This is a genomic window from Streptomyces sp. NPDC041713 (assembly GCF_055591085.1).
On the sequence record NZ_JBVIZY010000001.1, the window covers coordinates 489,214 to 502,478 of the forward strand.

13 protein-coding genes are annotated in these 13,265 nt (G+C 72.5%); 7 read left to right on the forward strand and 6 right to left on the reverse strand.

All coding sequences use genetic code 11. From position 1 onward, the window contains the following. Nucleotides 1–34: 34 nt before the first annotated feature. The 4 genes from ACZ6CV_RS02080 (at nucleotide 35) to ACZ6CV_RS02095 (ending at nucleotide 5,318) form a co-directional block, all read left to right on the forward strand. On the forward strand, nucleotides 35–1,669 hold the full coding sequence (locus tag ACZ6CV_RS02080) for an alkaline phosphatase D family protein (protein WP_469248898.1): 1,635 nt from the start codon (nucleotides 35–37) through the stop codon (nucleotides 1,667–1,669). Nucleotides 1,670–1,748: 79 nt separating this feature from the next. After that, nucleotides 1,749–3,038, forward strand: coding sequence for a multidrug effflux MFS transporter (locus ACZ6CV_RS02085; RefSeq protein WP_469248900.1), 1,290 nt, complete (start codon nucleotides 1,749–1,751; stop codon nucleotides 3,036–3,038). Beyond that, complete coding sequence (locus ACZ6CV_RS02090; protein ID WP_469248902.1) at nucleotides 2,993–4,168, forward strand: serine hydrolase domain-containing protein; 1,176 nt, start codon at nucleotides 2,993–2,995, stop codon at nucleotides 4,166–4,168. The genes ACZ6CV_RS02085 and ACZ6CV_RS02090 overlap by 46 nt, the downstream gene beginning before the upstream one ends. Before the next feature lie 103 nt (nucleotides 4,169–4,271). Beyond that, nucleotides 4,272–5,318, forward strand: coding sequence for a small ribosomal subunit Rsm22 family protein (locus ACZ6CV_RS02095; protein WP_469248904.1), 1,047 nt, complete (start codon nucleotides 4,272–4,274; stop codon nucleotides 5,316–5,318). A gap of 17 nt (nucleotides 5,319–5,335) precedes the next feature. On the opposite strand, the gene ACZ6CV_RS02100 is transcribed toward ACZ6CV_RS02095, so the two are convergent. Further along, nucleotides 5,336–5,821 (reverse strand): hypothetical protein, encoded by a 486-nt coding sequence (locus ACZ6CV_RS02100; protein WP_362367784.1) that lies wholly within the window; start codon nucleotides 5,819–5,821, stop codon nucleotides 5,336–5,338. 189 nt (nucleotides 5,822–6,010) lie between these two features. Between ACZ6CV_RS02100 and ACZ6CV_RS02105 the strand changes: the two genes are divergently transcribed. Then, a complete protein-coding gene (locus ACZ6CV_RS02105; protein WP_469248906.1) occupies nucleotides 6,011–8,023 on the forward strand; it encodes a glycoside hydrolase in 2,013 nt (670 codons plus the stop codon). Here the strand turns inward: ACZ6CV_RS02105 and ddaH are convergent. Together ddaH and ACZ6CV_RS02115 are read right to left on the reverse strand one after the other, a co-directional pair. Continuing rightward, nucleotides 8,020–8,853, reverse strand: a complete 834-nt coding sequence (ddaH, locus tag ACZ6CV_RS02110) for a dimethylargininase (RefSeq protein WP_469248908.1) — start codon at nucleotides 8,851–8,853, stop codon at nucleotides 8,020–8,022. The genes ACZ6CV_RS02105 and ddaH overlap by 4 nt on opposite strands. Nucleotides 8,854–9,017: 164 nt before the next feature. Then, nucleotides 9,018–9,200, reverse strand: a complete 183-nt coding sequence (locus ACZ6CV_RS02115) for a DUF6243 family protein (RefSeq protein ID WP_355817481.1) — start codon at nucleotides 9,198–9,200, stop codon at nucleotides 9,018–9,020. Between the two features lie 160 nt (nucleotides 9,201–9,360). On the opposite strand from ACZ6CV_RS02115, the gene ACZ6CV_RS02120 reads away from it, so the two are divergent. Further along, nucleotides 9,361–10,014, forward strand: coding sequence for a TetR/AcrR family transcriptional regulator (locus tag ACZ6CV_RS02120; RefSeq protein ID WP_469248910.1), 654 nt, complete (start codon nucleotides 9,361–9,363; stop codon nucleotides 10,012–10,014). On the opposite strand, the gene ACZ6CV_RS02125 is transcribed toward ACZ6CV_RS02120, so the two are convergent. Beyond that, entirely contained in the window at nucleotides 9,980–10,831 is an 852-nt protein-coding gene (locus tag ACZ6CV_RS02125) for a glycerophosphodiester phosphodiesterase (RefSeq protein ID WP_469248913.1), read from the reverse strand. The two genes, ACZ6CV_RS02120 and ACZ6CV_RS02125, sit on opposite strands and share 35 nt — an antisense overlap. Before the next feature lie 168 nt (nucleotides 10,832–10,999). Between ACZ6CV_RS02125 and ACZ6CV_RS02130 the strand changes: the two genes are divergently transcribed. Then, nucleotides 11,000–11,737 (forward strand): bifunctional DNA primase/polymerase, encoded by a 738-nt coding sequence (locus ACZ6CV_RS02130; protein WP_355817489.1) that lies wholly within the window; start codon nucleotides 11,000–11,002, stop codon nucleotides 11,735–11,737. A 76-nt stretch (nucleotides 11,738–11,813) separates the two neighbouring features. Here ACZ6CV_RS02130 and ACZ6CV_RS02135 read toward each other — a convergent pair whose 3' ends face one another. Then, the gene (locus ACZ6CV_RS02135) at nucleotides 11,814–12,800 is read right to left on the reverse strand and encodes an SCO2278 family lipoprotein (RefSeq protein ID WP_469248915.1); all 987 of its coding nucleotides are present in this window, start codon (nucleotides 12,798–12,800) and stop codon (nucleotides 11,814–11,816) included. A 70-nt stretch (nucleotides 12,801–12,870) separates the two neighbouring features. Further along, complete coding sequence (locus ACZ6CV_RS02140; protein ID WP_355817494.1) at nucleotides 12,871–13,209, reverse strand: hypothetical protein; 339 nt, start codon at nucleotides 13,207–13,209, stop codon at nucleotides 12,871–12,873. Nucleotides 13,210–13,265 lie beyond the last annotated feature (56 nt).

The window sequence follows — 13,265 nt, forward strand, 5'->3', positions numbered from 1 at the left end:
ATCCCCCTGACAGCAATCGTCAGGGGAGGGCCACATGACACCCGCAGGCCAGCACCACGCACCCGAGATCCGCGCCGCCGCCCGTCACCTGGGCCGCCGCCGGTTCCTCACCGTCACCGGCGCCGCCGCCGCGCTCGCCTTCGCCACCAACCTGCCCACCGCGGGCGTCGCCGGCGCCGCGGAGCTCGACGCCCGGCGCATCCGGAAGAACCCCTTCACCCTCGGCGTCGCCTCCGGTGACCCGCTGCCCTCCTCAGCCCTGCTCTGGACCCGGCTCGCCCCCGCCCCCTACGAGCCCGGCGGCGGCCTGCCCCAGGAGCGCGTCACCGTCCAGTGGGAGCTCGCCCACGACGCCCGGTTCCGGCGCGTCGCCAGACGCGGCACCGTCACCGCGCACCCCGAGTTCAACCACGCCGTGCACGTCGAGGCGGACCACCTGGACGCCGGCCGCACGTACTACTTCCGGTTCAGGACCGGCAGCTGGGTCAGCGAGACCGGCCGCACCCGCACCGCGCCCGCCCCCGGCAGCAGGCCCGGCGGGCTCACCCTCGCCGCCGTCTCCTGCCAGGCGTACCACGACGGCTACTTCACCGCGTACAAGCACCTGGCACAGGACGATGTCGACGTCGTCTTCCACCTCGGGGACTACCTGTACGAGTACGCGGTCAACGCCACCGGCGGCGCCCGCAATTACACCGACCGCACGCTGCCCGCCCACTTCAACAAGGAGACCAAGACCCTGGAGGACTACCGGCTGCGGTACGCCCTCTACAAGTCCGACCCCGACCTGCGCGCCGCCCACGCCGCGCACCCCTTCGTCGTCACCTGGGACGACCACGAGACCGAGAACAACTACGCCGGCGACGTCTCCGAGAACGACGATCCTCCCGCCGAGTTCCTGCTCCGTCGCGCCGCCGCCTACCGGGCGTACTGGGAGAACCTGCCGCTGCGCCGCCCGCAGCTGCCGAGCGGGCCCGACGCCCAGCTCTACCGCCGCCTGGTCTGGGGCCGCCTCGCCCAGTTCGACATCCTCGACACCCGCCAGTACCGCTCCGACCAGGCGTACGGCGACACCGCCCACGTCCCCGGCCCCGAGTCGGACGACCCGGCGCGCACCATCACCGGCGCCACCCAGGAGCGCTGGCTCCTCGACGGCTGGCGGCGCTCGCGCGCCCAGTGGAACGTCGTCCCGCAGCAGGTCACCTTCTCCGAGCGCAGGCTCGACCTGAACGCGCGGGCGAAGCTCTCCATGGACGCCTGGGACGGCTACCGCGCCTCCCGCGAGCGGGTCCTCGCCGGGGCGCGGGCCGCGGACCTGGACAACCTCATGGTCCTCACCGGCGACGTGCACGTCGGCTACGCCTTCGACATCAAGGCCGACTTCGAGGACCCGTCCTCCAGGACCGTCGGCACCGAGATCGTCGCCACCTCCATCGCGAGCGGCAAGGACGGCGCGGACAAGCCGGCCAACTGGGACACCTACACCAAGGCCAACCCGCACCTGAAGTTCTACAACGGCCGCCGCGGCTACGTCACGGTCGCCTACGACAGCAAGTCCGCGCGGGCCGACTTCAAGACCGTCTCCGCCGTCACGACGCCCGGGGCCCCGATCAGGACCGCGGCGTCCTTCGTGACCGAGGCCGGCGAACCGGGGCTGAAGCCCGCCTAGCCCCGGCGGAAACCTGTCCGTACCACCCACCCCGGCCTGCGACCATGGAGAGGCACACGCAGCGACTGGGAGGGGCAGGATGCCTGAGCTCGGACAGGGCACGCGGACACATCCGATACCGAAGGCGGCGGAGCCACCGGGCCCCGCCGCCCTCCGCCGTACCGGCGCCCTCGTCACGCTCGTCCTCGGCGGCCTCACCGCCGTCCCCGCGCTCTCCATGGACATGTACCTGCCGGCCCTGCCGCAGGTCACCGACGCCCTGCACTCCCCGGCCGCCACCGTCCAGCTGACCCTGACCGCCTGCCTCATGGGCATGGCGCTCGGCCAGCTCGTCGTCGGCCCGATGAGCGACAAGTGGGGCCGCCGCCGCCCCCTCCTCATCGGCCTGCTCGTCTACGTCGTCGCCACCGCGACCTGCGCCTTCGCGCCCAACGCCGAGCTCCTCATCGGCTTCCGGCTGCTGCAGGGCCTGGCCGGCTCGGCCGGCATCGTGATCGCCCGCGCCGTCGTCCGCGACCTGTACGACGGCATGGAGATGGCCCGCTTCTTCTCCACCCTCATGCTCATCTCCGGCGTCGCCCCCATCGCCGCGCCCCTCATCGGCGGCCAGGTCCTGCGCTTCACCGACTGGCGCGGCATCTTCGTCGTCCTCACCGCCGTCGGCACCGCGCTGACCCTGCTGGTCTGGCGGCGGCTGCCCGAGACCCTCGCCCCCGAGCGGCGGCACGGCGGCGGCACCGTCGAGGCGCTGCGCACCATGCGCACGCTCCTCGCCGACCGCGTCTTCACCGGCTACATGATCGCGGGCGGCTTCGCCTTCGCCGCGCTCTTCGCGTACATCTCCGCCTCGCCCTTCGTGATCCAGGAGATCTACGGCGCGTCCCCGCAGACCTTCAGCCTCCTCTTCGGCGTCAACTCCGTCGGACTGATCGCCGCGGGCCAGCTCAACGGCAAGGTCCTCGTCGGCAGGGCCAGCCTGAACAAGGTCCTCGCCGTCGGCCTCACGCTGATCGCGACGGCCGCGACGGCGCTGCTGCTGATGACGGCCGGGGTCTTCGGTGACGTCGGCCTGTTCCCCGTCGCCGCCGGGCTCTTCGTCCTCATGTCGTCGATGGGCGTCACCATGCCCAACACCCAGTCGCTCGCGCTGATGCGCACCCCGCACGCCGCGGGCTCCGCGTCGGCGCTGCTCGGCACCTCCTCCTTCCTGGTCGGGGCCATCGCCTCGCCGCTCGTCGGCATCGCGGGCGAGGACACCGCCGTCCCGATGGCCGTCGTCCAGCTGGCCTGTGCGCTGGCGGCCCTCGCCTGCTTCGTGGGACTGTGCCGCCCCTGGCAGCACCGGCCCACACAGGAGGCGGACCACTGAGCGCACCCAGGCTCCTGCGCCCCGGCTCGCCCGACCGGGCGGGCCTCGACCCCGACGAGATCGGGCGGCTCGTCGCCGACGTGCGCGACCTGACCCGCGGGAAGCGCCCCTGGTGCGCGGGCGCCGTGGTCGTCGCGGGCCGCGGGCCCGTCGTCGCGGCCGAGGAGGCGGCGGGCTGGGCGGTGCGCTACGCCGCGTACGATCCCGGGAGCGACACCGGCGTCGAGCTGCCCCGCGAGTGGCGCGTGCCGATGCGCACCACCACCCCCTTCGACCTGGCCTCGCTCACCAAGCTCTTCACCACGGTGGCCGCGGTGCAGCAGCTGGAGCGCGGCACGCTCGGCATCGACGCGCGCGTCGGGGCGTACGTCCCCGAGTTCACCGCCGCCGCCGAGCACGGCGTCACCGTCCGCCAGCTGCTCACGCACACATCCGGGCTGCGGCCCGAACTGCCGCTGTACGACTGCCCCGACGACGCCGCGCGCCTCGCCGCCCTGCGCGCCGAGGCCCCGGCCACCGCGCCCGGCGACTACGTCTACTCCGACCTGAACATGCTGCTGCTCCAGCGCGTCCTGGAACGGCTCACCGGGCGCCCCCTCGACGTCCTGGTCCGCGAGGGCATCACCCGGCCGCTCGGGATGACCGCCACCGGCTTCGGACCGCGCCCCGACGCCGCCGCCACGGAGGACCAGCGCACCCCCTGGGCCAAGGCCGACCGGGGCATGCTGCGCGGCACGGTCCACGACGAGAACGCCTGGGCGCTCGGCGGCGTCGCGGGGCACGCCGGCCTCTTCTCCACCGCGGGCGACCTGGCGGTGTTCTGCCGCACGCTGCTGTGCGGCGGCAGTTACGGCCGGGCCCGCATCCTCGGCCCCGACTTCGTCGAGCTGATGCTGGCGGAGCCGGGCCTCGGCTTCCGTATCGACCAGCCGTGGTTCATGGGGGAGCTCGCGGGGCGCGGGGCGGCCGGGCACACCGGCTTCACCGGTACGTCCCTCGTCCTCGACCCGGCGACGGACACCTTCCTGGTCCTGCTCGCGAACACGGTGCACCCGCGGCGCAGGCCCGCCGACAACGGGCCGCGCGCGGCGGCGGGCACGCGGCTGGCGCGGGCGGCGCGGGGGCGGTAGCGCGTAGCGCGGGGGTGCGTGGGGGCAGGTGTGGCGGCGGTGGCGCGGGGGCGTCCGTCGTCCCTCCAGCCTCCGGGCCCCCGGGCCCCCGTAGACTCACGGGGTGAACGCCCCGATCTCCCCGGCAGCCCCCGCCTCCCCGGCCCAGACCCTGCGCGCCGCCCTCGCCGGACTCCTGGACGGCCTGCCGCCCAAGCAGGCGACCCAGGCCGTCGACCGGCTGATCGCCAACTACCGGGGCCGCACCCCGACCGACGCCCCGATCCTGCGCGACCGCGCGGACGTCGTCGCGTACGCGGCGTACCGGATGCCCGCGACCTTCGAGGCGGTCCGCTCCGCGCTGGCCGCGCTCGCGGACGCCGCGCCCGCGGACTGGGCGCCGGGCAGCCATGTGGACGTGGGTGGCGGGACCGGCGCGGCGACCTGGGCGGTCGCCGCGACATGGGCGGGGGAGCGGCCCGTGACGGTCCTGGACTGGGCCGACCCGGCGCTGGCGCTCGGCCGTGAACTGGCGGGCACGACCCCGCAGTTGAGCGGCGCCCGCTGGCAGCGCTCTCGGATCGGAGCGGCGCTCACCATCGAGAGCACCGATCTCGTCACGGTGTCGTACGTGCTCGGGGAGCTGACGGAGGCCGACCGGGGTTCGGTCGTCGACGCCGCGGCCGACGCGGCCGCGCAAGCGGTCGTCATCATCGAGCCGGGCACCCCCGACGGCTACGCCCGGATCATCGCGGCCCGCGACCGGCTGATCGCGCGGGGCTTCCGCATCGCCGCGCCCTGCCCGCACAGCGCCGCCTGCCCCATCGAGCCCGGCACGGACTGGTGCCACTTCTCCGCGCGGGTGAGCAGGTCGTCCCTGCACCGCAAGGTCAAGGGCGGCTCACTGGCGTACGAGGACGAGAAGTTCAGCTATGTCGCGGCGGTCCGCTTCGACGCGGATCCGGCGCCCTCCCGCGTGGTGCGCCGCCCGCAGATCCGCAAGGGCCAGGTCCTCCTCGACCTGTGCGGGGCCGAGGAGGTCCTGCGCAAGGAGACCGTGACCAAGCGCCACGGGCCCCTCTACCGCGCGGCCCGCGACGCGGACTGGGGCGACGCGTGGCCGCCCCCGTCCGCGTCCGGGCCTTCGTCCGGGCCGCCGTCCGCAGACTGACGTCCCGGACCGTCGGCTCAGGCGCCCCAGGTGCCCTGGTTGACGGCGCAGTTCCAGCCGGTCCCGTGCACGGCGAACTTCACCTTGTAGGACCTGGTGTTCAGCAGGTGGGTGCGGACCCTGACGCCGAGCTTGGCCTTGCCCGCGAGGCTCTTGTCGTAGACCGAGACGGTCTTCGTCGTCCTGCGGGTGACCTTGCCGCCGGTCGGCGTGGCCTTGCCGAAGCGGATGTTCTTGACGTTGGTCACCGTGAACGTGACCTTCTTGATGGTCTTCGTGCTCTTGTTCTTCAGCCCGAAGTACAGCCCGCCGTTGGTCACCCAGCCGTTCCGGTCGATCTGGAAACGGGACGTGTAGACGATGTCGATCGGGCAGCCGCTGACGGCCCGCGGCGAGGCCTTCGGCGCGGACGGGCCGCTGGTCGCGGATGCGGACCCGGCGAGCCCGAGCTGAGCGGCGGTGAGCGCCCCCGCGGTCGCGAGGACGGCGGCGGACGTGCGCATACGGTTCACTGCGCTGATACCTCTTCTTCCCCCTGGGCCCCGGTGGACCCAACTGTTTGGTTGTGGTGCTGCGTTCGCACAGGACGGTCTTGCACCCGTGCGTCCGTATTGTTAGCACGTCCTCGGCCACCTGGCTGAACTGCCCCTCTTCTTAGAAGGTTCTTAGGGGCGGTGACTATTCAGTTCTCCATGCCCACCAAGAGCAGCTCTCCAGGTCACGCCCGCAGGCGGTCGGAGACCCGTTTCCTCTCCCTGTCCATCGCGCTCGCGGTCGTCGCGGCCGGCGCCACCACGTACGCCTTCACCGCCGGAGCCGAGCAACCGCACGGCAAACAGGTCGAGTTGCGGCTCGACGGCGGTACGGCCGTCGTCGACACCGCCTCCCTCGCCGTACGCGCCCACACCCGCGACGGCCGCGACCTCACCCTCTCCGACGCCGCGGGCACCGACCTCGGCGCGCCGGGCCCGGTCCGCCGGCACGGCAGGGGCGAGGCGCGCTGGAGCTACCCCGAGCACGGCATCGACGTCACCGCCCGCACCGACCACGGCCGCCTCTCCCTCAGGCTGAAGGCCGACCGCGACACCTCCGTCAGCTGGCCCGTCACCGGCACCGACGCCACCGCGTCCGCGCTCCAGCTGCCGCGCGGCGAGGGCCTGGACGTCCCAGTGAAGGACGCCTTCTGGACCACCGGCAAGGGCGGCCTCGGCGGCAGCACCGTCGACGTCGGCGCCGATCTGACCCTGCCGCTGTGGGGCTACTCCCTCGGCGGGAAGGCCGGCGTCAGCTACCTCACCCCCACCGACATCGGCACCACCCTCGGCTTCAGCACGCCCGGCGGCCGGCTGCGCACCACCGCGCGGCACGCCTTCGACCGGGGCGAGGGCACCCGCGACTACTCCGTCACCTTCGCCTTGACGGACGGCAACCCGGTGGCGCCCGCCGCCGACTACCGCTCCTACCTCGCCGAGCGCGGACAGCTCGGCAGCCTGAAGCGGAAGATCGCGAAGAACCCCGCCACCGGCAAGCTCCTCGGCGCCTTCCACGCCTACACCTGGGGCGACGCCCGCAAGGCGCCCGCCGTCGAACAGCTCAAGAAGCTCGGCGTCGACCGGATGTGGCTCGGTTATGACGCGGGCCCCGACCCGATGGACGAGGCCGCGGTGAACGCCGCGAAGAAGGCCGGTTACCTGGTCGGCCCGTACGACTCCTTCGACAACGGCCAGCCGAGTGCCGACGCCGACAACCCCGCGTCGGCCTGGCCCGGCACCCTCTACCCCGACTTCTGCGTCCGCCGCGCCGACGGCAAGCCGCAGACCGGCTTCGGCGACCGCGGCTGCTACATGAGCTCCCAGGCCTTCGAGCAGGCGGAGAAGAAGCACCACTACCTCGCCGACCGGACCCGCTCCGTCGTCGCCAACGGCGCCGACAGCCTCTTCCTCGACGTCGACGCCACCGGCGAGCTCTTCCGCGACCACGCCGAGAGCCACCCCATGACCAAGGCGCAGGACAGGAAGAACCGCCTCGCGCGCATGAAGCGCATCGCGGAGCACGGCAAGGACGGCCTCGTCCTCGGCTCGGAGACCGCACAGGCGTGGGCGAACAAGGCCGTCGCCTTCGACCACGGCGCGGGCACGCCCCCGGCCGACGGCATCTGGGCGCTCCAGAAGGACAAGGAGAAGTGGGGCGCCTACTACCCGGAGGCCGGGCCGAAGTTCTTCTTCAAGCCGGTCGACCTGCCCGCCGACCTCGCCAAGGCGATGTACGACCCGCGCTACCGCGTCCCGCTCTACGAGACCGCGCTGCACGGCTCGCTGGTCAACACCGAGCGCTGGGAGATCTCCTACGAGAAGCTGCCGCGGCAGAAGACCGCCCGCGCCCTGCTCGCGATGCTCTACAACACCCCCCTCAACTACGTCCTCGACGGCCCGTCGCTGAAGCAGCACGGCACCGAACTGGCCGCCCTGCAGCAGTACTTCGAGCCCCTGCACCGGGCCGCGGGCACCGAGCCGCTCACCTCCTACCGCCGCCTGACCGCCGACGGCACGGTCCAGCGCACGGTGTTCGGCAAGGGCACGCTGACGGTGACGGCCAACTTCGGCACCGAGGCGCACGACGGGCTGCCCGGCGGCTGCGTCGACGCCCGCCTCAAGGGCGACGACGCGCCGCGCCGGCTCTGCCCGGCGAAGCTGCACGCGAACTAGCCGCGCAGCTCCTGCGTGCAGCACTTCACGCTGCCGCCGCCCTTGAGCAGTTCGCTCAGGTCCATGGGGACGGGCACGTAGCCGCGCTCGCGCAGCGGCCGGAAGAGGCCCACGGCGGCCTGCGGGAGCAGCACGTTGAGGCCGTCGGAGACGGCGTTGAGCCCGAGCGCCACGGCGTCGGGCTCCTCGGCGATCAGTGCGTCGGGGAAGAGCCGGCGCAGGACCGCGCGGCTGCCGGGCGAGAAGGCGGGCGGGTAGTACATGACCTCGTCCGCCGCGTCGTCCAGGACGGCGAGCGCGGTGTCCAGGTGGTAGTAGCGCGGGTCGATCAGGTCGAGCCCGATCACCGGGCGGCCGAAGAACTCCTGGGCCTCGCCGTGCGAGAGCGGGCTGGCCCGGAAGCCGCGCCCGGCCAGGACGTAGGAGGCGGTGACCGCGAAGTCGCCCTCGCCCTCGTTGATGTGCGCCGGTTCGTGGATCTCGGTGAAGCCGTGCGCGCGGAACCACTCCAGGTGGGCCGCGGCCTCCTCCTCCCGCTCGCGGTAGGCGAAGCGCGCGCCGAGCACCCGGCCGCCCACGACGGTCGCGCCGTTCGCCGCGTAGACCATGTCCGGCAGGCCGGGCCGGGGGGTGAGCTCCTCGACGGTGTGGCCGAGGGCCCGGTACCGGTCGCGCAGGTCCTCCCACTGGGCGACGGCGAGGGGGACGTCGACCGGCTTGGCGGGGTCCATCCAGGGGTTGATGGAGTAGGTGACCTTGAAGTGTGCCGGTGGGCACATCAGATAGCGCCGGGGTGTGGCGCACCGAGGAGAGCGAGGATTACGGGACAAAGAAGGCTCCTCACGTACCGCAGGGACAGCTGCCGCCCTTGGTGGGGCAGTTGATGCCCATAGTGCGGTGCGAGGAGCCCTCTTTGCTGTGAACCGAACGGGTGGTTACGGAGATGGTCATCCGGACGCCGCCGTCCGGACGATCCGGTCACCCCCGCCGCGGTTCACCGTCCGCCGTGCGTCTCGCGTCCCTCCCGCAGCTTGCGCAGCAGTTCGCGCTTCTGTTCCTGGGGGCTGAGCGCGTTGCCGGCCCGGCCGCCGCGGCCCGCGCCGCGCAGCGCGGCACGGGAGAGGTTGCTGCGGGTGCCGCCGACGCCCAGCATGTTTCCGGATCCGCCTCGGGTCATGGTGTGCCTCCCGTTCCTCGTGGAGTGGCCGGGTCTCCTGTGGTCGGAAAGACCTCGCCCCGGCGAGACGATTCGTCTCGCTTCGGACTCCACTATGAACGAGACGACGCGTCTCGTCAAGACGGTACGTCTCGGTTCGGTCGCTGCTACATTCGACGGCATGGCCCAGAAGACCGCCCCGGACTCCACGCGCCGCAGCGAACGCTCGCGCCGCGCGATCTACGACGCAGCCCTCGCCCTCGTCGACGAGGTCGGTTACGCCAAGCTGACGATCGAGGCCATCGCGGCCCGCGCCGGCGTCGGCAAGCAGACGATCTACCGCTGGTGGCCGTCGAAGGGCGCCGTCCTGCTCGACGCCTTCCTCGACCTCGGCGAGCAGGCCGCCAGAGAAGCGAACGAGAAGGCCGGATCCGAGGAGATCCAGACCGAGATCCCCGACACCGGGGACCTTGCGGCCGACCTCAAGTTCGTGATGCGGGCCATCGTCGACGAGTTCAACGACTCCAAGTACGACGCCCCCTACCGCGCCCTCGCCGCCGAGGGGCTGCTCCACCCCGAGCTGGGCGCCGAGTTCGTCGAGAAGCTCCTGGAGCCGCAGCTCCAGCTCTTCGTGACCCGGGTCCGGCGGGCGCAGGACGCGGGCCAGGTCGGCCCGGAGATCGACCCCCGCATCGCGCTCGAACTGTGGGCCGGTCCGATCGCCCAGCGCTGGCTGATGCGCTCGGGCCCGCTCACCCACGCGTACGCCGACACCCTCGTCGACTACGCCCTGCACGGGATCATGCGGCGCCCTTCTCGACCGGCGTCCACTTGACCGGCGTCCGCGAGAGCAGGCCGGGGGCGTCCGTGATCACGCCGTTGCAGCCGAGCCGGAGCACCCGGTCGCGCTGTTTCGGGGTGGTCACGGTGTGCGCCCACACCCGCGGGATGCCCGAGTTCACCGCCCGCACCAGATCGCCGTCGCGCGCCTTGTAGTCGACGTCCAGGACGTCCACGAACGGCGCCCAGCCCGCCGGCCGGTCCGTGCGCATCTGCCGCTTGGAGCGCCACAGCTGGGCCAGCAGCCCCAGCTGGTGCGCGCGCAGGGCGACCGCTGGGCTGTTGGTGTTCACGAAGACCGAGCGGGTCAGCCTGCGGGCCCGGATGAGCCGGGCGAGCGGCTTGAGGCTCCGCGGGTCCTTGGCCTCCAGCATCAGCATGATCCGCCCGCCGAAGCGGTCGAGGACCTCCGCCACCGTCGGCGGCCGCTCCGGGCGCCAGTGGCCGGGCAGCGCGGCCCCCGGACGCAGCCGCACGCCCAGCCAGTCCCACCGGTCCAGGCGGCGCACCGGCCCCCTGGAGTACGTGGTCCGGTCCAGGGTGGCGTCGTGCATGACCACCAGGGTGTCGTCGCGCAGTATCCGGGTGTCGAAGTCGATGACCTGCGCGGTGCCGCGTTCGTACGCCGTCACCAGGCCCGACATGCTGTTCTCCGGGACCTCCAGGGCCCCGCCGCGGTGCGCCGTGTAGACCACGCGGGGGAGCGCGTCGACGGTCAGGGGGCCGCCGCCCCACTCGATCGGGGTGAGGAAACCGTTCGGTGCCGTGAGGGTCAGCGCCGTGAGGCCCGTCAGGACAGTCCTAATGACCATGACGACCACGGTAGGCGGGAAAATCACTATTTCAACCGGAATGACGCTCTATGGGGCCCGCTGGCGGCCCCACCCCGGCCACCCCGGATGTGGGCTCCGGCCCCCCGAGGCGCAGGATGGTGGGACCATGGGTCATGCTTTCGGCACAACGGCGAGGTGAGGGGCTAGATGGGCGCGGAGTTCGGCAGCCGGTCCGGCGGACAGGGCAAATTCTCCCAGTGGCTGCGTCGTCGCCCCAAGGACACGTCCGGGGATGACCGGGCCCGCGAGGACCTGCTGCTCTCCGCCGCGGCGGCCGGACTGCCGCTCGCCCCGGCCGCGTATCCGTCGGGGTACCGATGTTCCTGCGACCGCATCGGCTGCCCCACACCCGCCCGGCACCCCGTCTCCTTCGCCTGGCAGACGCAGTCCACGACCGACCGCGGCCAGATCGAGCGATGGGCCCGCCACCAGCCGCAGGCCAACTTCATCACCGCGACCGGCATGATCCACGACGTCCTCGACGTCCCGCTCGACGCCGGTCTGGAGGCCCTGGAGCGGCTGCTCGCCGCGGGCATCGAGGTCGGGCCCGTCGCGGAGTCGGGCGGCAGCAACGGCCAGAGCCGGCTGCTCTTCTACACCGCCACCCGCGGCACCCCCGAGGACGAGGACGAGTGGTGGCCCTGCGAGCTGGACTGCCACCCCGAGACGATGGACGAGCACCCGGGCCTGCGCTGGCACTGCCGCGGTTCGTACGTACTGGTGCCGCCCGCCCGGCTCCCCGACGACCGCGAGGTGCGCTGGCTGCGCGGCCCCGAGCATCCGCTGCCGGACCCGCTGACGCTCCTGGAGACGCTCACCGACGAGTGCGCCCGGGTCGCGGGACAGCCCCAACAGGACGTCGCCGCCTGGCCGTTGCGGGGCTGACGAGGCGGACGGGCCGGACAGGGGTGGCAGAGGTGACATGGGTCACCGCGGGTTCCGCCTCCTGACTGCGGCGTGCCTACTCGCCCTTGGCGCCCGTCAGGCCCTGGATGCGGCTGAGGAACGCCACCTTGTCGCCGTCGGACTTCTTCGGGTCGACGACCACCTGGTTCGACACCCGGTCGAGCAGCAGGGTCTGCCGCACCTCGCCCTTGAGCAGGGCCTTCGCGTCCGCGTCGACCTTCGGGCTGAGCCCCTTGAACGCGGTCTGCTTCTCGAAGTGGCGCGTGGAGAAGAACACCATCGCACCGCCGTCCGCGGTGCGCAGCCCCAGCGGGGCGAACGAGCCGCCGTTCGCCGGCTCGTCGACGTACTGCACGGCCAGCCCCGCCCGCTTGGAGTTCTTGTCGCGGAACGCCTTCCAGGCCGAGGTGTGGGGGCCCGGCGCGAAGGAGTCACCCCCCGACTTCAAGTACGAGGTGTACTCCGCCCCGAGCTCGGCGGGGGCCAGCGCGAGATCCTTCGCGGAAGCGTCCACCGGCTCGGCGAACCCGTCCGCGTCCTTCTTCAGCTCCGGCAGCTTCTTCGGCGCCACCAGGTTCAGATAGGTGGCCCGCCACAGCTCGTCGGGGCCGCCCTTGGTGAAGACCCAGAGCCAGCGCAGGTCCGAGCGGCGGTTGGCCTTGGTGTCGGCCACGAACCAGCGCGGCCAGCCGGCCTTCTTGGGGATGGTGTAGCTGACGTCGGTGAGTTCGAGGGGCACGTGCCGGGGGTTGCCGTCGGGGTGCTGCACGTGCCGGGAGCGCAGGCCGCCCTGGTTGATGGCGCCCAGCGGGCCGGTGATGCGCGCGGCGTCGGCGGACGGTTCGAAGGTCTTGTCCGCCTTGTTGTACGCGGCGAGGAAGTCCTTGAGCGCGCGGGCCGCCTCGGACTTGGTGGCCGCGGGCACCACCTCGCGCTCGCCGTGCACGGTCACGCAGCCGCTCGCCGACAGCGCCAGAGCGGTCACCGCCGCCGACGCCACGAGCGGCCGTGGGAGACCGCCAACCCTGCGAAGCTTGCTCATCGGAATACCGTCACCTACCCCTTCCCGGGGCCGAACCTTATCGGGCCCGGGAAAGGGCCTGCGGCGGGGGTCAGCTCTCCTGGAGGAGCATGCCGTCGACCCAGCCGCGCTTGCTGGTGCCCGGCAGGTCGCCGTAGTACCACTGGGTGCCGCGCTTGACCGTGTAGCAGCGCACGTAGACCTGGTCGAACCACTGCAGGCGCTTGACCTTGCTGTAGCTGCCGCCGGGGCCCGAGTGCGCGGTGGCGCCCACGTTGATGACCATCATGTTGTGGTTCTTGACGTTCTTCGTGCAGGCGCTGCCGCCGACCGCGGAGGCCGTGGGGGCGGTCATGAGGGAGACGCCGAGCGCCACGGCGGTCGCCGCGGTCAGCGTGGCAAGACTCTTCCCGAAACGGGAGGTGTGCATGGGGGGATCCTCAGAGATCGGACAACGGGTCAACGAAGATCATATGCACGGCGGTT